Annotated in this window: 18 protein-coding genes; 12 read left to right on the top strand and 6 right to left on the bottom strand. The window is 62.3% G+C overall.

The annotated features are described in order from the left end of the window. Nucleotides 1-48: 48 nt before the first annotated feature. Complete coding sequence (locus ACFQ95_RS16760) at nucleotides 49-864, bottom strand: IclR family transcriptional regulator domain-containing protein (RefSeq protein WP_422832775.1); 816 nt, start codon at nucleotides 862-864, stop codon at nucleotides 49-51. An 84-nt stretch (nucleotides 865-948) separates the two neighbouring features. Here ACFQ95_RS16760 and ACFQ95_RS16755 point away from each other — a divergent pair, with 84 nt between their 5' ends. From ACFQ95_RS16755 to pcaF, 3 genes are read left to right on the top strand one after another with little or no spacing between them, the layout of a single operon-like run. Continuing rightward, nucleotides 949-1,665 (top strand): 3-oxoacid CoA-transferase subunit A, encoded by a 717-nt coding sequence (locus ACFQ95_RS16755; protein WP_422832774.1) that lies wholly within the window; start codon nucleotides 949-951, stop codon nucleotides 1,663-1,665. Continuing rightward, nucleotides 1,662-2,333, top strand: a complete 672-nt coding sequence (locus ACFQ95_RS16750) for a 3-oxoacid CoA-transferase subunit B (RefSeq protein ID WP_422832773.1) — start codon at nucleotides 1,662-1,664, stop codon at nucleotides 2,331-2,333. The genes ACFQ95_RS16755 and ACFQ95_RS16750 overlap by 4 nt, the downstream gene beginning before the upstream one ends. Before the next feature lie 2 nt (nucleotides 2,334-2,335). Further along, a complete protein-coding gene (pcaF, locus tag ACFQ95_RS16745) occupies nucleotides 2,336-3,541 on the top strand; it encodes a 3-oxoadipyl-CoA thiolase (RefSeq protein WP_422832889.1) in 1,206 nt (401 codons plus the stop codon). Between the two features lie 99 nt (nucleotides 3,542-3,640). Here pcaF and ACFQ95_RS16740 read toward each other — a convergent pair whose 3' ends face one another. Both ACFQ95_RS16740 and ACFQ95_RS16735 read right to left on the bottom strand, forming a co-directional pair. Then, nucleotides 3,641-4,855 carry a DesA family fatty acid desaturase gene (locus ACFQ95_RS16740; protein WP_422832771.1) on the bottom strand — a complete coding sequence of 405 codons (1,215 nt, stop codon included), beginning with the start codon at nucleotides 4,853-4,855 and terminating at the stop codon, nucleotides 3,641-3,643. 147 nt (nucleotides 4,856-5,002) lie between these two features. Beyond that, entirely contained in the window at nucleotides 5,003-6,331 is a 1,329-nt protein-coding gene (locus ACFQ95_RS16735; RefSeq protein ID WP_422832770.1) for an RsmB/NOP family class I SAM-dependent RNA methyltransferase, read from the bottom strand. A 45-nt stretch (nucleotides 6,332-6,376) separates the two neighbouring features. Here ACFQ95_RS16735 and ACFQ95_RS16730 point away from each other — a divergent pair, with 45 nt between their 5' ends. Next, on the top strand, nucleotides 6,377-6,613 hold the full coding sequence (locus ACFQ95_RS16730; protein ID WP_422832768.1) for a DUF1653 domain-containing protein: 237 nt from the start codon (nucleotides 6,377-6,379) through the stop codon (nucleotides 6,611-6,613). 59 nt (nucleotides 6,614-6,672) lie between these two features. Here ACFQ95_RS16730 and ACFQ95_RS16725 read toward each other — a convergent pair whose 3' ends face one another. Then, on the bottom strand, nucleotides 6,673-7,821 hold the full coding sequence (locus ACFQ95_RS16725) for an ATP-binding protein (protein WP_422832888.1): 1,149 nt from the start codon (nucleotides 7,819-7,821) through the stop codon (nucleotides 6,673-6,675). A 26-nt stretch (nucleotides 7,822-7,847) separates the two neighbouring features. Next, on the bottom strand, nucleotides 7,848-8,597 hold the full coding sequence (locus ACFQ95_RS16720; RefSeq protein WP_422832766.1) for a response regulator: 750 nt from the start codon (nucleotides 8,595-8,597) through the stop codon (nucleotides 7,848-7,850). A 311-nt stretch (nucleotides 8,598-8,908) separates the two neighbouring features. Here ACFQ95_RS16720 and ACFQ95_RS16715 point away from each other — a divergent pair, with 311 nt between their 5' ends. The 8 genes from ACFQ95_RS16715 (at nucleotide 8,909) to xopAW (ending at nucleotide 19,062) form a co-directional block, all read left to right on the top strand. Beyond that, the gene (locus ACFQ95_RS16715) at nucleotides 8,909-10,066 is read left to right on the top strand and encodes an ROK family protein (protein ID WP_422832764.1); all 1,158 of its coding nucleotides are present in this window, start codon (nucleotides 8,909-8,911) and stop codon (nucleotides 10,064-10,066) included. After that, nucleotides 10,063-11,574, top strand: coding sequence for a sugar ABC transporter ATP-binding protein (locus ACFQ95_RS16710; RefSeq protein WP_422832763.1), 1,512 nt, complete (start codon nucleotides 10,063-10,065; stop codon nucleotides 11,572-11,574). The genes ACFQ95_RS16715 and ACFQ95_RS16710 overlap by 4 nt, the downstream gene beginning before the upstream one ends. Then, nucleotides 11,558-12,556 carry an ABC transporter permease gene (locus ACFQ95_RS16705; RefSeq protein WP_422832761.1) on the top strand — a complete coding sequence of 333 codons (999 nt, stop codon included), beginning with the start codon at nucleotides 11,558-11,560 and terminating at the stop codon, nucleotides 12,554-12,556. The genes ACFQ95_RS16710 and ACFQ95_RS16705 overlap by 17 nt, the downstream gene beginning before the upstream one ends. Before the next feature lie 77 nt (nucleotides 12,557-12,633). Then, nucleotides 12,634-13,605 carry a substrate-binding domain-containing protein gene (locus ACFQ95_RS16700; RefSeq protein WP_422832759.1) on the top strand — a complete coding sequence of 324 codons (972 nt, stop codon included), beginning with the start codon at nucleotides 12,634-12,636 and terminating at the stop codon, nucleotides 13,603-13,605. Between the two features lie 166 nt (nucleotides 13,606-13,771). Further along, nucleotides 13,772-14,788, top strand: coding sequence for a sugar phosphate isomerase/epimerase family protein (locus ACFQ95_RS16695; protein WP_422832758.1), 1,017 nt, complete (start codon nucleotides 13,772-13,774; stop codon nucleotides 14,786-14,788). Then, a complete protein-coding gene (locus tag ACFQ95_RS16690) occupies nucleotides 14,785-15,957 on the top strand; it encodes a Gfo/Idh/MocA family protein (protein WP_422832756.1) in 1,173 nt (390 codons plus the stop codon). The genes ACFQ95_RS16695 and ACFQ95_RS16690 overlap by 4 nt, the downstream gene beginning before the upstream one ends. A 129-nt stretch (nucleotides 15,958-16,086) precedes the next feature. After that, nucleotides 16,087-17,907, top strand: coding sequence for a DEAD/DEAH box helicase (locus ACFQ95_RS16685; protein WP_422832755.1), 1,821 nt, complete (start codon nucleotides 16,087-16,089; stop codon nucleotides 17,905-17,907). 150 nt (nucleotides 17,908-18,057) lie between these two features. Then, nucleotides 18,058-19,062 carry a XopAW family type III secretion system calcium-binding effector gene (xopAW, locus tag ACFQ95_RS16680; protein ID WP_422832753.1) on the top strand — a complete coding sequence of 335 codons (1,005 nt, stop codon included), beginning with the start codon at nucleotides 18,058-18,060 and terminating at the stop codon, nucleotides 19,060-19,062. A 554-nt stretch (nucleotides 19,063-19,616) separates the two neighbouring features. On the opposite strand, the gene ACFQ95_RS16675 is transcribed toward xopAW, so the two are convergent. Continuing rightward, the coding region (locus ACFQ95_RS16675) for a Na/Pi cotransporter family protein (RefSeq protein WP_422832751.1) at nucleotides 19,617-20,955 on the bottom strand (1,339 nt) is incomplete at its 5' end.

Genomic DNA, 20,955 nt, shown 5'->3' with positions numbered 1-20,955 from the left:
CGATTGGGACGGAGCCGACCCACGGTTAACCCTGCCCTGCTGTCCGCCCTAAGCCCATTGCGGCCGGATCAAACCCGACATCTCGCGCGCCGCATGCACCAGCGCGGGCACCATGCTGTCCTGCATCAGCTTGGCATTGGTGCGGTTGGCCTGGCCGCTGATGTTCAACGCGGCCACGGTACGCCCTGTGTGGTCCACCAGGGGGGCGGCCACGGCAATCAACCCCTCTTCCAGCTCCTGGTTCACCAGGCACCAGCCCTGGCGGCGCGCCTGCTCCACCTTGGCGCACAGCGCATCGACATCGGTGATGGTGTGTTTGGTCAGCGCCTGCCGGTCCGACTGCTCCAGCCGGCGCCGCATCTCGTCCTGCGACAGACCCGCCAGCAGAACCCGGCCCATGGCGGTGCAGTAAGCCGGCAGGCGCGAGCCCACCCCCAGTCCTATACGCATGATCTTGCGTGTGGGCACACGCAGCACGTAGACGATGTCGACACCGTCCAGCACCGCGGCCGAGGTGGATTCGGACACCTCCGCCGCCAGGGCCTCCATTACCGGCTCGCCGATATTCCACATGGGCATGGAAGATAGATACGCAAACCCCAGATCGAGGATGCGCGGCGTCAGGCGAAACAGGCGCTGCTGGCTTTCCACGTAACCCAGCGTTTGCAGCGTCAGCAGGATGCGCCGCGCACCCGCACGTGTCAGGCCCGTGCGCTCCGCCACCTGCGACAAGGTCTGCGCCGGAGCACGGGCGCTGAACGAACGGATCACGTCCAAACCACGCGCAAACGACTGCACATAGGCATCGCCGGGCTTGGGTGTGGGTTCAGTTTCCAGAGGGGTTTTCTCTGATCGGGTTGCCATTGCTGTCTCGACCTCCTAGAATTCATTATAAGAACAAATGTTCTATATACGAACAAAAACCACAACCCAAAGGAGATCTTCTGCATGATCGACAAGATCGCCCCGTCCATGGAAGCCGCGCTCGACGGCGTGCGCGACGGCAGCACGGTATTGATTGGCGGCTTTGGTACGGCCGGCATTCCTTCTGAGCTGATTGACGGGCTCATTGCCCAAGGGGCACGCGACCTGACCATCGTCAACAACAACGCAGGCAACGGTGAAACCGGCTTGGCCGCCTTGCTGGCCGCCGGACGCGTGCGCAAAATCATCTGCAGCTTTCCGCGACAAGCCGACAGCCAGGTTTTCGATGGCCTTTACCGCAGCGGCAAGATTGAGCTGGAGCTGGTGCCGCAAGGCAATCTGGCCGAGCGTATCCGCGCCGCCGGGGCAGGCATAGGCGCGTTCTACACGCCAACCGGCGCCGGCACACCACTGGCGTTGAACGCGGATGGCACGCCCAAGGAAACCCGCATGATCAATGGCCGTGAACATATGCTCGAATGGCCCATCCATGCCGACCTCGCGCTGATCAAAGCCGAGCGCGGCGACCGCTGGGGCAACCTCACCTACCGCATGGCCGCGCGCAACTTCGGCCCGGTGATGGCCACGGCCGCCAAACGCACCGTGGCCAGCGTGCACGAGGTTGTGCCCCTCGGCGCCCTGGACCCGGAGAGCATCGTCACCCCTGGCATTTATGTACACAGCATCGTGCGGGTCGCACGTGTGGCCACCCAAGCTGGCGGCTTTAAGAAGGCAGCATGAGCATGAGCACACCAAGCTATCAACGGCGCAGCAAAGACCAACTCGCCGCACGTGTGGCGCAAGACATCCATGAAGGTGCCAGCGTCAACCTGGGCATTGGCATGCCGACCCTGGTGGCCAACCACATCCCGGCCGACCGCGAGGTCCTGCTGCACAGCGAAAACGGCATTCTGGGCATGGGACCTGCCCCGGCCACAGGCCATGAAGACTACGACTTGATCAACGCCGGCAAACAACCGGTGACGCTGCTGCCCGGCGGCGCCTACTTCCACCATGCCGACAGCTTCGGCATGATGCGCGGCGGCCACCTCGACATTTGTGTGCTCGGCGCTTTTCAGGTCAGCGCACAGGGCGACCTGGCCAACTGGCATACCGGCGAAGCCGACGCCATTCCAGCCGTGGGCGGTGCCATGGATTTGGCGATTGGCGCCAAGCAAACCTGGGTGATGATGGATTTGCTGACCAAACAAGGCGTGAGCAAGGTGGTGGCGCAATGCACCTATCCACTCACCGGAAAACGCTGCGTCAAACGCATCTACTCTGACCTGGCCACGCTGGCCTGCACGGCGCATGGCCTGGTGCTGATCGACATGGTCGACGGTTTAAACCACGCCGAACTGGAGCGCCTGCTGCAATTGCCCATAGCCAAAACTTCACTCTCAAAATGACCATGACAAACCAGGCTTTTATCTGCGACGCCATCCGCACCCCCTTCGGCCGCTACGGCGGCGCACTCAGCAGCATACGCACCGATGACCTGGGCGCCATTCCGCTGCGTGCACTGATGGCACGCAACCCAAATGTCGACTGGCAAGCCGTGGGCGACGTGCTCTACGGCTGTGCCAACCAGGCCGGTGAAGACAACCGCAACGTGGCCCACATGGCGAGCTTGCTCGCCGGTCTGCCAATCGATGTGCCAGGCGCCACCATCAACCGGCTGTGTGGGTCCGGCCTAGACGCCGTGGGCAGCGCGGCGCGTGCCATCAAGGCTGGTGAGGCTGGGCTGATGATTGCGGGCGGCGTCGAAAGCATGAGCCGCGCGCCGTTTGTCATGCCCAAGGCCGAATCGGCGTTCTCACGGCAAAACGCAATCTATGACACCACGATTGGCTGGCGCTTCATCAACAAACGCATGAAGGAACAATACGGCGTCGATTCCATGCCCGAGACCGCGGAAAACGTGGCCACGGACTTCGGCATCAACCGCGAAGACCAGGACCGCATGGCGCTGGCCTCGCAGCTCAAAGCCGTGGCGGCGCAACAAGCCGGTTATTTTGAGGCGGAGATCACGCCCGTCAGCGTGCCGCAGAAAAAAGGCGACCCGGTCATCGTCAGCCAGGATGAACATCCGCGTTCAACATCGCTGGAAGCCTTGGCCAAGCTCAAACCCGTGGTGCGGCCCGACGGCACGGTGACGGCCGGTAATGCCAGCGGCGTGAACGACGGCGCCTGCGCCCTGCTGCTGGCCGATGAAGCCAGTGCCGCCAGACACGGCCTGAGCCCCAAGGCACGTGTGGTCGGCATGGCCACAGCCGGTGTGGCGCCGCGCATCATGGGCATGGGCCCGGCGCCCGCCACACTGAAGGTGCTGGAATTGACGGGTCTGAGCCTGGCGCAGATGGATGTGATCGAACTCAACGAAGCCTTTGCCGCACAAGGCTTGGCGGTGCTGCGCCAACTGGGCCTGCAGGACAACGACCCACGCGTGAACCCCAACGGTGGTGCCATCGCCCTGGGCCACCCCCTGGGCGCCAGCGGCGCTCGTTTAGCGACCACGGCGGTCAACCAATTGCAAAAGACCGGCGGACGTTATGCGTTATGCACTATGTGTATCGGCGTGGGCCAGGGTATCGCGCTGATCCTGGAACGCGTTTGAACCTTTGGTCCAGCAAGCAGCCTGGATAAAACCAGGCGCCCAGCAAAAAGCCCGCTTGAGCAAAACACTCAGCGGGCTTTTTTGTGCAGCGATTAAACGTTAAACGCGAGCGGAACGCAGCTTGACCGAGAACTCGCTCAAAGCGGCGATACCGCTGCTTTCGGCACGGTGGCACCAGGCTTGCAGGTCTGCCGTGAGTTGTTCACGCGAGTGCGAGGTGTTGAGCCACATCTGGCGCAGCTCTTCACGCATGGTGATCATCTTGTCGAGCACGGGGTGCGCGGCACGAACTTGCTCCACATGCGGCTGGGCAGCAGCCGGCACCTTGTCCGCGTCGCGGTGCAACCAGCGTTTGGCCGATTCCAGAACCGAAACGTCGGCTTGCTTGGCACGCAGGGCGTCGATTTCTGCACCGGCAGCGCGGCGCATTTCGCGGGCGTAACCGGCCATCACTTCGTAGCGGTGGGCGATCAGGGCTTCCAGCGTCTTTTCGTCTGCCACGGGCTTGATGTCACCCAGTTGCAGCTTAGGTGGCGTCTTCTTGACCTTGGCCAGGCCGACCTTTTCCATCAGGCTGATGTAAACCCAACCGATGTCGAACTCGTAAGGCTTGACCGAGAACTTGGCCGACGTGGGGTAGGTGTGATGGTTGTTATGCAACTCTTCACCACCAATGATGATGCCCCAAGGCGAAATATTGGTGCTGGCGTCTTGCGCCTCGAAGTTGCGGTAACCCCAGTAGTGGCCAATACCGTTGATGATGCCGGCGGCGGTCACGGGTATCCAGACCATTTGCACGGCCCACACCGCCAGACCAGCCACGCCGAACAGAGCCAGGTTGATGATCAACATCAAACCCACACCTTGCCAGCTGAAGCGGGAATACAGATTGCGCTCGATCCAGTCGTCCGGGCAACCCAGGCTGAATTTGGCAATGGTTTCCTGGTTCTTGGCTTCGGCACGGTACAACTCAGCACCCTTCCAGAACACGGTTTCAATACCGTGGGCGTGGGGGCTGTGTGGATCGTCCTTGGTTTCACATTTGGCGTGGTGCTTGCGGTGCACCGCAACCCATTCCTTGGTGACCTGACCCGTGCCCAGCCACAGCCAGAAACGGAAGAAGTGGGCGGGAATGGCGTGCAGATCCATGGCCCGGTGGGCCTGATGGCGGTGCAGGTAGATCGTGACGCTGGCAATGGTGATGTGTGTGGTGACCAGCGTGTACAACACGATCTGCCACCACGACAGGTTCAACAGCCCATTGGCCAACCAATCTACAGCCGCATTCAACACGGCCCAATCGGGTAACAACATAAATCTCTAGTGCCTCAATGTTTTATTGCCGGGTAGCGCTGTTCATGCGCCTAGCTCGGCAACGACTTTCTAAACCCTCGGATTTTAATTCGAGAGTAGGAAATCTCCTACTCCGGGCAAAACCTACAAAACTGTCGCTTATTGCGGTTATTGCTTTTGCCAGGCCGCGGCAAAAAAGCCGTCGGTGCCGTGGCGATGCGGCCAAAGGCGCAAGAAGCTGCCACCATTGGGGCCGCCGCTACAAAGTTTCTCAGCGTCAGCCACCTTTAAATGGGTCAGCACATCCGAAATTTCAAGTGCCGCAAATGCCGGATGGGCCGCAGTGAAGGCCAGCGCGATGGCTTCATTTTCTTCTGGTAACACACTGCAGGTGGCGTAAACCAGGCGTCCGCCCGGTTTCAACAGCCGTGCGGCACTGGCCAGAATGGCCGTTTGCTTGACCACCAGTTCGGCCACGGCTTGAGGCGACTGGCGCCATTTCATGTCCGGATTACGGCGCAGCGTGCCCAAGCCGCTGCAGGGTGCGTCAACCAACACCCGGTCCATCTTGCCGGCCAGGCGTTTGATGCGCTCGTCGCGCTCGTGGGCGATGGCCACGGGGTGCACGTTGGACAAACCGCTGCGCGCCAGGCGTGGCTTCAAAGCATCCAAGCGGTGGCCGGATGTATCAAATGCGTAAAGTCGGCCGGTGCTGCGCATGCCCGCACCAATCGCCAGGGTTTTGCCACCGGCGCCGGCGCAGAAATCGGCCACCATTTCGCCGCGTTTGGCGTCTAGCAGCAAAGCCAACAGTTGTGAACCCTCGTCCTGCACTTCAATGGCGCCACGGGTGAAGGCATCGACCTTTTGCAGGTTGGGCTTGTCCTGCAGGCGCAGGCCCCAAGGCGAGTACGGCGTGGGGCTGGACGCAATGCCCGCCTTGGCAAGCTCGGCCTGCACTTCGGCACGTTTGCCCAGCATGGTGTTGACACGCAGGTCGAGCCCGGCGCCACGGTTCAAGCTTTCAACCAAGGGCCAGAATTCGTCCTGCAACTGCGCGCGCAGCGGCTGCACCAGCCACTCGGGCAGGTTGTGACGGTGGCGGTCCATAAGGTCGGACGGATCGACCTGGTCACATTGGTCTAGCCAGGTTTTCTCCTGCTCGTTCAGGCCACCCTTGATGAAGTCGCGCGAGGCGCGTTGCGGCGTGGAACCGGCGGGTTGGCTGCGGCGCAACTGGTCGTCCAGACTGTGGGCAAAGCCCAGGATCGCCAGGCGGCGCTCTTTCGGACCACTGCCGGAGGGAGCCAGATGGTCGAACAGCAGTTTCTTGCGCAATACGGTGTAGACCGTCTCGGCCAAGGTCGCGCGTTCGCGTGGGCCCAGGTTGCGGTGGTCGCGGAAATAACGTGACACCACCGAGTCAGCGGGGTGGTCGAATTTGAGTGCTAGACGGACGAGTTCCGTGCACTCGTCCAATACGGCTTTAGGATGCATAGCCCCAATTGTCCCACGGGCAGCACTAATTTACCCGTCCCCACCATGACCGACCACGACCTGCCCCCCCTGATCGAAACCCCGCCCGGCCGCTACCAGCACTACAAAGGCGGGCTGTACGACGTCATCGACACCGTGCGGCACAGCGAGACCTTGGAGCCCATGACCTTGTACCGCGCGCTCTACGGCGCCCACGGCCTGTGGGTGCGCCCGGCCGCCATGTTCCAGGAAACGGTGGAGATTGACGGCGTCATGCGCCCGCGTTTCGCCAAGATTTCTTGAAGAAAATCAGCCTCTAGGGCTTTATCAATATACGTATGCAGCTACAAACTCAGTAGCAACTACGCGGGCACGGCCACACGCGGCAACACCAGGCTCGCCACCAGGCCGCCCTGTTCGCGGTTGCGCAGCAGCAGTTGCCCGCCATGGCGGCGTGCAATGTCGTGGGCAATCGACAAACCCAGCCCAACACCGCCGTGGTTGCGGTTGCGCGAAGATTCCACCCGGTAAAACGGCGCCAGCACCTTGCCCAATTCTTCCTCGGGCAAACCAGGTCCACGGTCGGCCACGTCGATGCGTAACTGCGCGGGCTCGTCATGCAAAGACACCTCGGCGCTGCCACCATAACGCACAGCGTTTTCCACCAGGTTGCCAATGCAGCGCTTCAGCGCCGACACCTGCGCCTGCAGCGGCGCCGCCGTGCCGGCCACCTGCACACTCTGCCCCATGTCGCGCAGGTCTTCGGCCATGCTGTCGATCAGCGAAGCCACGTCCAGCGGCACTTCGGGCTCGGCATGGGCATTGCCCGACAAATAGTCGAGCGTGCTGCGGATCATCTCCTCCATCTCGGCAATGTCCTGGCGGAATTGGCGCTGCAGCGGCTCGGCTTCCAGGCTTTCGGTGCGCAGGCGCAGGCGCGTCAGCGGTGTGCGCAAGTCGTGTGAGACAGCGGCGACAAAACGGTCGCGGTCGGCGAGTTGCTGACGGATGCGCGCCTGCATTTCGTTGAACACCTGGCTGGCCTCGCGGCATTCGGTAGTGCCATCCACCGGCAAGGGCGGGCCTTCAATGTTGTCACCCAGAGCGCGGGCAGCGCGTACCAGGCGGCGTATAGGCTCGGCCAGCCAGCGCGCGCCAATCCAGGCCGCCAGCAGCAATGCGGCCAGGCGCACCCCGATGTCGATCAGCAAGCCCGTTGGGTGTGGCCCTCTGCCCTCGTGCGGCGGCGGGCCGGACTCTGCGCCCCAGACCTCACCATCGGGCTCCATCCACGGGCTTGCGGGCGGCGGTCCACGCTGCGCCAACGCCAGACCGGGTGGCGGGCCACCCGGGCGCGGGCCGGGGCCGAGGTGAAACTCGAACATCAGCGTCAGCGCCAGCACGTGGCTGGCCAACACGGCGACCACCAGCAGCAAGGCCAGCCGGCCAAACAGGCTGCGCGGCACACAGCGCTGCAGCCACGGCGCCAAGCATTCGGCCACACGCTTCATCGTCAAGCCCAAGGATTTGCTGCTTCTCAACCCAGGGCGCGTTGCAGCGAAGGCGCACCCAGCACCTGCTGCGCATCGAGCACATAACCCACGCCGCGCACGGTTTTGATCAGCGGTGGCGAACCCTCCTGGCCCGACAGCTTCTGCCGCAGGCGCGACACCAGCAGGTCGATGCTGCGCTCAAAACAGTCCATTGCGCGGCCACGCGCCTGCTCCATCAGTTGGTCGCGCGCCAGCACTTTGCGTGGCGCGTTCAGAAAGGTGGTCAGCAATGAGAATTCGGCGTTCGACAACTGCACCACCAAACCGCTGGGCGATGTCAGGCGGCGCTGCTGGCGGTGCAACACCCAGCCGTCGAAACGCACGGTTTCGGTATAGGCGTCAGAGTCGCTGGGGTCGTTGCGCGCCACAGAGCGGCGCAGCACCGTCTGTATACGTGCCACCAACTCGCGTGGTTCAAAGGGCTTGGCCATGTAGTCGTCGGCCCCCAGCTCCAGCCCGACCACTCGCTCCACGGCGGCGGCGCGCGCGGTCAGCATGATGATGGGCACGCTGGAGCGTTGGCGCAGCTCACGCGCCAGCGTCAAGCCGTCGGTGCCGGGCAGCATCAGGTCGAGCACCACCAAGTCTATGGGCTGACGCGCCAGCTGGTCGTGCATGCTGGCACCGTCGGACGCGGCGTGTGCACAAAAGTCGAAGCGGGCCAGGTAGTCACGCAGCAAACTGGTGATGCCTGCGTCGTCGTCGACGACCAAAATTTGGGGCTGTGGTTTCATGGGCGTAGGACCTTCAAAACGCTTACAAAACGTTTCCTGCCGCCAGTGTAGGAAGGCTTTTACCCCGCAATTCGGGCATTACACAGGCTTTACCGGCGCTGTTCGGGCACTCAATGTAAAGCTGACATCAGTCATCATTGGCCACAAATAGGTCGAAGTTAAAACTTGCTGGGCTGAAGTAGTCCTCCTACGATGCGCTACCACCTGCGTTGGGCCCCCATGAGCCAACGACGGGTGGACGTAAAAGAACAGGAGACAAAGCTTTGGCAGGTTCAGCGCTTTTAGATAAGTTGTCGCGCCTTGAGGCGGATGTGCTGCAAACCATTTTCTGGTCGGCCGGCGCATCGCGTCTCGGCTTGTCCGATAGGCTGGGCTACTCCAAAAGCAAAACCAACAGCCTGGTCGCCTCTTTGCTCGATGTCGGCTGGCTCGAAGAAGTCGGCCTGGCCCACTCCAGCGGCGGCCGCAGACCCGAAACCGTACAACTCAGCGCCAGCCTGGGTGTGTTGATCGGCGCCGACCTGGGCGCCACCAGCCTAGACGTGGCCGTGCTGCGCCCCGACCTTACCGTGCTGGCGCAACGCAGCGAACCGGCCGACGTGCGCGCCGGCCCGGGCGTGGTGATGGCACGGGTGCGCGTGTTGATGCGCGAATTGCTCAGCCAATGTGGTGCCACACCGGCGCAGGTCATCGCCATTGGCATGGGTGTGCCCGGCCCGGTGGACTTTGACAACGGCCAGCCCGTGAACCCACCGCTGATGCCGCACTGGGACAGCTTCTCCATCCGCGACTACCTGGCCGAGGAATACAGCGCGCCGGTGTTCGTCGACAACGACGTCAACCTGATGGCGCTGGGTGAGATGTGGCGGCTGCAGCGCAGCCTGCAAAACTTCCTGGTGATCAAGGTTGGCACCGGCATTGGCTGCGGCATCGTCTGCCACGGCGAGGTGTACCGCGGCGCCAACGGCTCGGCCGGCGATGTGGGCCACATCTGTGTCGACACCGCCGGCCCGCGCTGCCACTGCGGCAACCTGGGTTGTGTGGAAGCCATGGCCGCCGGCCCGGCCATCGCCCGCCTGGCCACGGAAGCAGCAGCCTCCGGCGAAAGCGCCCTGCTCGCCAACTGCCTGGCCAGCAAAGGCGCCATTTCCCCCGAAGACGTGGGCCAGGCCAGCCGCCATGGTGATGCGGCGGCCAACCGCATCATCCAGGACACGGGCGCGCTCATAGGGCAGATGCTGGCCTCGGTGGTGAACTTCTTCAACCCGTCGCACGTGTTTATTGGCGGCGGCATCACACGCGTGGGGCCGCTGTTTTTGGCGTCGGTGCGGCAAAGCATTTATCAGCGCTCGCTGGCGCTCTCGACCCGGCATCTGGAAATTCAATACACACCGCTGGCCGAGCAAGCCGGACTGGTGGGCGCGGGTGTGCTGGCCATGCAAGAAACGCTGAAGAGGGCCTCCAAATGAGCGTACGGGTTGAGTTCGACAACATCGTCAAAGAGTTTGGCGCCGTGCGGGTTTTGCATGGCGTGAGCTTTGCACTGCAGCCCGGCCGCAGCGTTGGCCTATTGGGCGAAAACGGCGCCGGCAAATCCACGCTGATGAAGATCCTGGCCGGTTTCGAGACCGCCACCAGCGGCACGCTGCGCATCAACGGCGAGGCCATGTCTTTTGCCAGTTCACGCCAAGCCGAGGCCCAAGGCATTGTGCTGATCCACCAGGAGTTCAGCCTGGCCGAAGATTTGACGATTGCGCAAAACCTGTTTCTCGGCCACGAGAAAAAACGCGGCTGGTTGCTCGACGACGCCAGCATGCAACGTGAGGCCGCAGCGGCACTTGCCCAAGTGGGTTTGCAGGCCGACGTGAACACACGCGTCAAACACCTCATCGTGGCCGAAAAACAGTTGGTGGAAATTGCGCGTGCGTTGTTGCGCAAGGCCCGGCTGTTGATCATGGACGAACCCACGGCCACGCTGACACCCGGTGAAACCGCACGCCTGTTTGCACTGATGACCCAGCTCAAGGCCGACGGTGTGACGCTGGTCTACATCTCGCACAAGCTAGACGAAGTGCAACAAGTGACTGACGAAGTGGTGGTGATGCGCGACGGCCGTTTTGTGGCGCGCGACGACACCGCCCACCTCTCGCGCCAGCAAATGGCCAGCCTGATGGTGGGTCGTGAACTGAGCAATCTTTACCCACCCAAGGCCCCTCATCCGGCCGACGCCATTCCCGCGCTCAAGGTGAGCCGCCTCAGCGTGCCGGGCTGGGCGCAAGACATCAGCTTCCAGGTGCACCCGGGCGAGATTCTGGGCTTTGCCGGCCTGGTCGGCGCGGGCCGCACCGAGCTGTTCGAAGGCCTGCTGGGCCTGCGCCCGCGCAGCGGCGGCGAAGTGGAAATGCAGGGCCGAGCCGCGACGCTGACCAGCCCGCGCAGCGCCGCCCAACAAGGCCTGACCTACCTCAGCGAAGACCGCAAAGGCAAGGGCTTGCACGTGCAGTTTGGCCTCAAGCAAAACCTCACGCTGATGGCGCTGCAGCGCTATTGCACACCCTGGCTCAAGCCACAGGCCGAGATGGCGGCACTGGAAGCCGCCGTCACCGAATTCGGCATCCGCACCGGCAACCTGCAGAGCAAGGCGTCCTCGCTTTCCGGTGGCAACCAGCAAAAGCTGGCGCTGGCCAAAGTGCTGCACCCGGCGCCACGTGTGCTGGTGCTAGACGAGCCCACGCGCGGCGTGGACGTGGGCGCCAAACGCGACATCTATTTCCTCATCCAGCAACTGGCCGAAAAAGGCCTGGCCGTGGTGGTGATCTCCAGCGAACTGACCGAGCTGATTGGCCTGTGCCACCGCGTGGCGGTGATGCGCGGCGGCAAATTGCAAACGCTGCTGGAAGAAGAGCAACTGACCGAACAAAAACTCATCGCCCATGCCACAGGCACCCATGGAGACACGTATGCAGCAGTCCACTAAGGCAACCCCGGCCGAAAGCGCCAAGTTCGGGCTAGCCCGCCTGCAAGGCCTAGGCCCCGTCATCGGCCTGGTGCTGCTGTGTATCGCCGGCACGCTGCTCAACAGCAACTTCGCCACGGCCGACAACGTGATGAACGTGCTCACACGCACCTCGTTCATAGGCATCATCGCCGTGGGCATGTGTTTTGTGATCGTCTCGGGCGGCATTGATTTGTCGGTTGGCTCGATGGCGGCACTGATCGCCGGCAGCGTGATCATGTTGATGAACACCCTGGGCCCTATGCTCAACGCGCCCGTGCTCACCGTAGTGCTGGGCATGGCCCTGGCACTGGTGTTGGGCGCGGCGTTTGGTTTAGCGCATGGCTTGTTGATCACCAAGGGCCGCATCGAGCCCTTCATCGTGACACTGGGCACGCTGGGCATCTTCCGCGCCTACCTGACCTACTTCTCCAACGGCGGCGCCATCACCCTCGACAACGATTTAAACGACGTCTACGCCCCGGTGTATTACGCCAGCCTGCTGGGTGTGCCGGTTCCGGTATGGGTGTTCTTGATCGTGGCGCTGCTCGGCGGCGTGATCCTGAACCGCACGGCCTTTGGCCGCTACGTACAAGCCATAGGCTCGAACGAACAGGTGGCGCGTTACGCCGCCGTGGACGTAGACCGCATCAAGATCCTCACCTACATCCTGCTTGGCATGTGTGTGGGCATTGCCACCTTGCTGTATGTGCCGCGCCTGGGCTCGGCCTCACCCACCACCGGCCTGCTGTGGGAGCTGGAAGCGATTGCCGCCGTCATCGTCGGCGGCACGGCGCTCAAGGGCGGCGCGGGCAGCATCACCGGCACGGTGATAGGCGCGATTCTGCTCTCGGTCATCAGCAACATCCTGAACCTCACCAGCATCATCAGCGTCTACCTCAACGCGGCGGTGCAAGGCTTTGTGATCATTGGTGTGGCGTTTATGCAGCGCAGCAAAAGATAGTCAAAAAATGAGTTGAAGTGAGTTCCCAGCCCGTAGCGGCAACGCTACTTTTCCATCCACCCGTAGGAGACAGAGTTATGAAAAAACTGACACGCCGACTCGCACTATCCGCCGTGGCCTTGGCCGCTTTGAGCGGCCTCGCCAGCTCCCCCGCTTTTGCGCAAGAAAAAGTTGTGCTGGGTGTGGCCATTCCGGCCGCCACCCACGGCTTTACCGGCGGCATCGTCTACTGGGCCAACCAGGCGAAGAAAGACCTGGAGAAGGCCCACCCCGGCCTGCAAGTCATCGTCAAAACGGCCTCCGGCGCGCCCGAGCAAGCCAACCAATTGCAAGACCTGCAAACGGTGAACAAGATCAATGCGCTGGTGATCTTTCCGTTTGAATCGGCCTCGCTCACCAAACCTGTGGCGCAGGTGAAAAGCAAGGGCGTCTACGTCACCGTGGTCGACCGTGGCCTGACCGACACCAGCGCACAGGACGCCTACATCTCGGGCGACAACACCGCCTTCGGCAAGATCCCCGGCGAGTATTTGGTGAAGGCACTCGGCGGCAAGGGCAACATCGTCGCCATGCGCGGCATTGCCACCACGCTGGACAACGAACGCATGGACGCGTTCAACGCCGCCATCAAGGGCAGCCCCGACATCAAACTGCTGGACGCCAAATACGCCAACTGGAACCGCGACGACGCGTTCAAGGTAATGCAGGACTACCTCACACGCTTCAAGCAGATTGACGCCGTGTGGGCGGCCGATGACGACATGGCCGTGGGTGTGCTCAAGGCCATAGACCAGGCCAAACGCAGCGACATCAAGATCGTCTTCGGGGGCGCCGGCGCCAAGGGCATGATCAAGACGCTGATGGACGGTAAAGACCCACGCATACAGGCCAACGTGTCGTACTCGCCTAAGTTCATCTACGACGCAATCAAGCTCACGGCTGAAGCGCGGCTGAAGGGCACGAAGCTGCCGCCGAACTACATCATTCCTTCGGTGTTGATCACCAAGGAAAACGCAGCGCAGTTCTACTTCCCCGATTCGCCTTTTTAAACACCCCCAGTCTTCGCGCACTGCGTGTCGCTTCGCCAACCCCCTTGCAGGGGGCGATACCTACGGCCCGGCAAAGCCGGTTCCGTGGTATCCCGGCGGGCATCCGTCTCGCGTTGAAAAGGGCGAACACCCGTCACCACATTCATACAACAACAGGAACACCGCCATGGCAAGACCCGTCACCCTGTTCACCGGCCAGTGGGCCGATCTGCCGCTCAAAGAGTTGGCGCCCTTGGCCAAAAGCATGGGCTACGATGGCCTGGAGCTGGCCTGCTGGGGCGACCACTTCAATGTGCAGGAGGCGCTGGCCTCCAGCACTTACGTCAAAGACAAACATACGCTGCTGGCGCAGCACGGCCTGCAGTGTTTTGCGATTGGCAACCACCTGGTGGGCCAGGCGGTGTGCGACTTGATTGACGAGCGGCATCAGTCCATCCTGCCGGCCCATGTGTGGGGTGACGGCGTGCCCGAAGGTGTGCGCCAGCGCGCCGCAGCCGAGCTACAGGACACGGCGCGTGCGGCCGCCAGGTTTGGTGTGAAGACGGTCACTGGTTTTACCGGCTCATCCATCTGGCACGCCACCTACGCCTTCCCGCCCACCAGCCAGGCGTATTGGGACAAAGGTTTTGCCGATTTCGCCCAACGCTTCGGCCCCATTCTGGACACCTTCGAGGCCGAGAACATCAACTTCGCGCTGGAAGTGCACCCCACCGAAATCGCCTTCGACATTGCCACCAGCCAACGCGCGATTGCAGCGGTCAACGGCCACCGCCGCTTCGGTTTCAACTTCGACCCCAGCCACCTGGCCTACCAGGGCGTGGACTACGTGAAGTTTCTGCGCAGCTTCCCCGAGCGCATCTACAACGCCCACATGAAGGACGTGTGGTGGGGCAAGGGCGACGGCACGGTGGGCACGTTTGGCGGCCATACCAGCTTTGGCGACGCGCGCCGCCACTGGGACTTTCGCAGCGTGGGGCGCGGCATGGTCGACTTTGAATCCATCATCGTGGCGCTGAACGACATTGGCTACCAAGGCCCGCTGAGCGTGGAGTGGGAAGACAGCCGCATGGACCGCATCCATGGCGCCACCGAAAGCGCGGCCTTCTGCAAACGGCTGGATTTCAAACCGGCGGCCGGCGCGTTTGATGCGGTGTTTGCCAAAGACAAACAAGGCGCAGCATGAACACCTCAAACCCAAGCCATCGCAAGATACGCTACGCCATGGTCGGCGGCGGGCGCGACGCCTTCATAGGCGCGGTGCACCGCAAGGCCGCCGCACTCGACGGCCAGATCGAACTGGTGGCCGGGGCCTTGTCCAGCCAACCGGACAAGGCGCGCGCCTCGGGCCAGGACTTGTTCCTGGCCGACGACCGCAACCATGGCCGCTGGCAGGACCTGCTGGAAGACGAACTCAAACGCCCTGCAAACGAGCGCATTGACTTCGTCTCCATCGTCACCCCCAACCACCTGCACCACCCGGTGGCGCTGGCGTTTGTGGAGGCCGGCTTCCACGTGGTGTGCGACAAACCGCTGGTGCACAACAGCCTGCAGGCGCAAGAACTGGTGGCCGCCGTGGCGCGCAAAGGCACGGTGTTTGGCGTCACACACAACTACACCGGCTACCCGATGGTGCGGCAAATGCGCGAGATGGTGCGCAGCGGCGCCATCGGCACGGTGCGCAAGGTGCTGGTCGAATACAACCAGGGCTGGCTGGCCACCGCGACCGAAACCACCGGCAACAAACAAGCGCTGTGGCGCATGGACCCAGCACAAAGCGGCCTGGCCGGGGCCATGGGTGACATCGGCTCACACGCCGAGAACCTGCTGACCAGCGTCACCGGCCTGGAGGTCGAAGCCATCTGCGCCGACCTGGCCGCCATGGGTGCGGGCCGCACGCTGGACGACGACGCCAACATGCTGCTGCGCCTGCGCGGCGGTGCACGCGCCGTGCTGGTGGCCTCGCAGATTTGCATAGGCAGCGAAAACGGTTTGCGCCTGCGGGTGTTCGGCAGCGAAGGCACAGTCGACTGGCAACAGGAACAACCCAGCCGCCTCATCCACGCGCCACTCAACGATGCCCCCCGCACCCTCACACGCGGAGGCCCCGGCCTGTGCGAGGCGGCGGTACGCGCTTCCCGCCTGCCGTCTGGCCACCCTGAGGGTTTCATCGAAGCCTTTGCCAACCTGTACCTGGGTGTGGCCGCCGACATTCGCGCACACCTGGCCGGCAACACCGCCGACCCGCTGCTGGCCGACTATCCGCGTGTGGAAGACGGCGCACGGGGCGTGAAATTCATTGAGAAGGTATTGGAGTCCGCGGCCAGCCGACAGAAGTGGACGACGATGTATTGAGCGTGGCCCGTGGGCGCTTGCCACTGGAGCGATGCAAGCTTTTGCTGTTGCGCTGAATCTCTGCTATATCTGGCGAGTCGCGCAACTTCATCATGAGCCGAACTCAACGATCTGGGACGCAGCATCTCTATGGCCACACTCATTCCGGCGCTTGGCAGCTGTCTTTCACGCATGACCACCGGCGAGCGCCGACTTGCTGAACGCTTGGAGAGCAAGCTGGAGGACGACTACCTTCTTTGGTATGACGTGCCCGTGGGGCCTAAACAGTCGCACCCTGATTTTGTGGTGATTCACCCGCTGCGTGGCTTGCTCATCCTGGAAGTGAAGGACTGGAAGCTCGCCACGATTCAGAAGGCGACACCTCAGTCGTTCGAGATCATTCCGCACGGTGAACCCAAGGTGGTCGTTAATCCGCTGGTCCAGGCACGTCACTGTGCGATTCAGGTTGTGAATGCGTTGGAGCGGGATCCACCGCTGGTGCACGCTGCGGGGCCACACCGGGGCAAACTGGCTTTTCCATGGGGCTACGGAGTGGTGCTCAGCAACATCACACGCAAGCAGTTCAGCGAGGCCGGCCTGGAAGATGCGATCAAGCCACACCTTGTCATCTGCGCCGACGAGATGACGGAGAGCACGGAGGCTGAAGACTTTCAGCAGCGTCTGTGGAACATGTTCCCCCATGCGTTTGGCTCGGCCATGACACTGCCGCAGCTTGACCGCGTGCGCTGGATCATGTTCCCGGAAATTCGTGTGCAAACACAGGGGTCGCTATTCGATGACGCTGACACTGCGGCCGCGCTGCCCGACATCATGCGCGTCATGGATATCCAGCAAGAGCAGTTGGCCCGCAGCTTGGGCGACGGTCATCGCGTCATCCACGGCGTGGCGGGCTCGGGAAAAACAATGATCCTGGGCTACCGCGCACAATACCTCGCCAAAGCCCATACCGACGCCAGTAAACCCATCCTGGTGCTCTGCTACAACGAGCCATTGGCCGTGAAGCTGTCGGCGGTCATGCAGGCCAAAGGGCTGGGCGGCAAGGTGCATGTGCGCAACTTCCACAAATGGTGTCGGCAGCAACTGGTGGCCTACGGCCAGAGCTTGCCGAACCAGGGCCCGGCTATGTTTGACGAGATGGTCAACGGCGTGATCCGGGCGGTCGACCGAAAGCAGATTCCGTCCGGCCAGTATCTGGCCGTGATGATCGACGAGGGTCATGATTTCGAGCCGGAGTGGCTCAAGCTGGTGACCCAGATGGTCGACCCGAGTACCAACAGCCTCTTGCTGCTGTATGACGATGCACAGGCCATCTACCAGAAGAAACGGCTTAAGTTCACCCTCAAAAGCGTGGGCATCGAGGCTACGCGTGGGCGTTCCACCATCCTCAAAATCAACTACCGCAACACGCGTCAGATACTGCAGGTGGCAAGCCTGTTTGCTGGCGAGTTGCTGCAATCCGGCAGCGACGATCTAGACAATGACGACTCGCCGAGAGTCACGCCCGTGGGTTGTGGACGCGAAGGCCCGGCCCCTCTGGTGATTCACCTGCCCAACTTGTATGCCGAAGCCACCGAGATTGCCCAACGATTAAGCCAGGCTCACCAGGAAGGCTACGCTTGGGGCGACATGGCCGTGATCTGCCGACACTACAACGTGATGGAAGTCTGCGCCCAGGCGCTGCAACGCCAACGTCTGCCGCATCAGGTCCGGCGCAAGTCGGGCAACTTCGATCCCAGGTCCGACACGATCAAAGTCATGACCATGCATGTGAGCAAGGGGCTGGAGTTCCCTCTGGTGGCGCTTCCCGGGATTGGTCAGCTCCCCACGCCGGGAGAAGATGAACTCACAGAAGCTCAGCTTTGTTATGTCGCAAGCACCCGGGCAACCGCTCAATTGATCCTGACCAGCAGCGCTGACTCGACATTCAGCCGACGTCTAGCCCTGGTGTGAAGCACAACCGCGGCCATAAGACCGGGCTTTCGTACCAAGCCCGATACACAGTGGACAAACTCGCTTAACCAGAGCCTTGAACAATCCGTTGCAGCCCTCGATGCGCCAGCGCGCGCGAGGTTTCACAACAGGTTCAAGAAAGGAAGCGGTATGTCCTCCATCAGCGGAGTCAGCAGCGGTAGCAGCAACAGCTGGGCACAGCTCAGCGCTGCGCGTTCGGCCAACCAGGCCAAAATGCAGGAATGGCTTCTGAGCGAAGCCGATGCCGACGGCAGCGGCAGCATAGACACCAGCGAGCTGCAAACCGTGCTCGACGGTGTGGCAGAGAAAACCGGCGTCAAACTCAACGCCAGTGATCTGCTGGCCCAGGCGGATGCCGACGGCAACGGCACACTGGGTGCCGCCGAACTCGGCCAGGCGATGCAAAGTGTGTTGCCACCACCGCCCAGCACCATGGACTTCGCCCAAGGGCGCAGCGCTGAAACGGGCCAGGCCGGGGACGACTTGTTCTCCAAGGTGGATGCGGATGGCAGCGGCAGCATAGACGAGACTGAACTCGCCAGCTTGATGCAAAAGATGTCGGACAGCGGCGATGCCAATGCCACAAACGACAGCACAGCGCTTTTCTCCAAGCTAGACACCGATGGTGATGGCGCCCTGACCCAAGCCGAGTTTGACGCCGGTCGCCCCGGTGCCGAGGGGGGTCCGCAGGCCGCTAGTGGCATGCCCCCGCCGCCGCCAGCGGGTGGCATGGGTGGCGCGGCCAGCGCCAGCAACGCAGACAGCTACGACCCGCTGGACACCAATGAAGACGGCATCGTCTCGGCCGCCGAGCTGGCCGCAGGTGAAGCTACGGCGGCTACGTCCAGCACGGTGGACACATTAAATGCGCTGTTCGATGCCATAGACACCGATGGCGACCACAAGCTCAGCGCCGACGAAACCGATGCCTTCGCCCAGCAGGTGGCGGCTGCGTTGCAGACCATGCAAAGCGATGCCTCGTCCAGCGATGGCAGCAGCACGGCCAGCAATGAGGAAAAGAAACCGTTTGACCTGCAGACGCTGGCGCAACTGGTGCTCAAGCAGTATGAGGCGATTGCCAAGAACCAGTCGGCTACGGCCAGTACCGGGACCTTGGTGAATGCATCAGCCTGAGGGTGTTGAGGGGTGAGCTAGACGCTGTCGGCCGGGTCTCGCCCCGGCGGGCGACTAACTTCTTTTGCTTCGTCAAAAGAAGTCAGCAAGAAAAGGCGACCCCACGATCTGCGACCCTTCGCGTTGCGAAGGGCAACCTGCGCTGGGCGACGTGGCCGGGGGTCTGGCGCAACTCGCCTGCGGCTCAGACATGCCCCAGCCCTGATCCCGCCCACATCACCCATCGCAGGCGCAGCTAGAAGGGGATGGAGACCCAGCGGACCATCGCTGCGCTCGGCCCACTTTTTTGGCGATGCGCAGCGAGCCAAGTGAAGTTCGTGTTTCCCCCTCTGACAGCGCCGAGGAGCGCAGAGATTTGCGGATCAGGGCTGGCGTTGTTTAAGCGCAGCGAGTTGAGCCAGACCCCGCAAATATCGAGCACCGCAGGTTGCCCTTCGCAACGCGAAGGGACGCGGGCAGTGGGGGCGCCTTCTCTTTGGTTACTTTCTCTTTGCGCAAAGAGAAAGTAACTCGCCGCCGGGCGACTCCCGGCCGACAGCATCAACAGACACTCCTCAAACCACCCCAGCCTCCTCCGGCTCCCGAAACCGATTCGGCGCCAACGCACCAGCAGAGTCGAGGATGGGATAAGCGATGGAACAGATATGCGAGTTGATGCGCTTCATGTCGCTGATCAAGTCGATGTGCAAAGAGCTGGTCTCTATGCTGGACATGGTCTTGTCGGTCAAGCGGCTCAAGTGTGTGTCGGCATAGGTGCGCTCCAGATCGCGGAAGCGCGCCTTCTCTTCGAGCAGCTTCTTGGCGTCATGCACATTGCCGTTCAGGAACACACTCATGCTCAGGCGCAGGTTGGCAATCAAGCGGCTGTGCAGCTCGGTGATCTCGGCCATGCCGGCCTCGGAGAAGTTGCGCCCCGGTTTGATCTTCTTGTCTTCGATGTCGATGATGATGCGTTCGATGATGTCGCCGATCTGCTCCATGTTGATGGTGAAGCTGATGATGTCGGTCCAGCGACGGCTTTCTTCCACGGCCAGGGCTTCGCGCGAAATCTTGGTCAGGTAATACTTGATCGACGAATACAGCTGGTCCACCGTGTCGTCGAGCTTGCGCAGCTCTTCGGCCACCTTGAGGTCGTTGTGTTTGATGACCTGCAAGATGCCAATCATCATGGTCTCGACCACGTCGGCCTGGTGCAAGGCTTCGCGGGCGGCGCAGGTGATGGCCAGCGAAGGTGTGCTCAAGGCCGACGGATCCAAATGCTGCGGCCGTTGCTGCGCCACCGAAGGCGTGGGCTGCGGCAGCAGTTTCTGCATGGCCTTGGCCACGAGTTTGGTGAGGCTGATGAACGCAATGCTCATGCCGACGTTGAAGGCCAGATGGAACAGCACCACGGCCTGCGTCTTGTCGGTCAACAGAGGCTGCACGTATTCGATCCACAGGCCTATGGTGGGCGCAAACAGCAACACCCCCAATAGCTTGAACACCAGATTGCCCACGGTGACCTGGCGCACGGCAATCGAAGACTTGGCCGTGGTCAGCACCGCCAAGGCGCCGCTGCCCAGGTTGGCGCCTAACACCAGGCCCAAGGCCACATCGAGTTGAATCACGTGTGAGGTGGCGAGCGCGGCAATCAGCAGCACCACGGCCAGGCTGGAATAGGCCAGCACGGCCAGCACCGTGCCGAGTGCAATTTCCAGATAGATGTCGCTGCTGACGGCACCCAGCAAGGTGCGCACCGTGGGTGAGGCCAGCAGTGGCTCGGTGGCATCAACCACCAGGCGCAGCGCCAGCAGCATCAGGCCCAGGCCAATCAACACCCGGCCCACACGGCCAGCGGTCGTGTCCTGCCGCGCTAGGAACAGCACCACACCGACAAAGATGAACAGCGGCGAG

It is taken from the genome of Variovorax sp. HJSM1_2 (assembly GCF_049316285.1).
Taxonomy (GTDB): Bacteria; Pseudomonadota; Gammaproteobacteria; order Burkholderiales; family Burkholderiaceae_C; genus Rhodoferax_B.
This window is presented reverse-complemented; position numbering and strand designations above follow the sequence as displayed.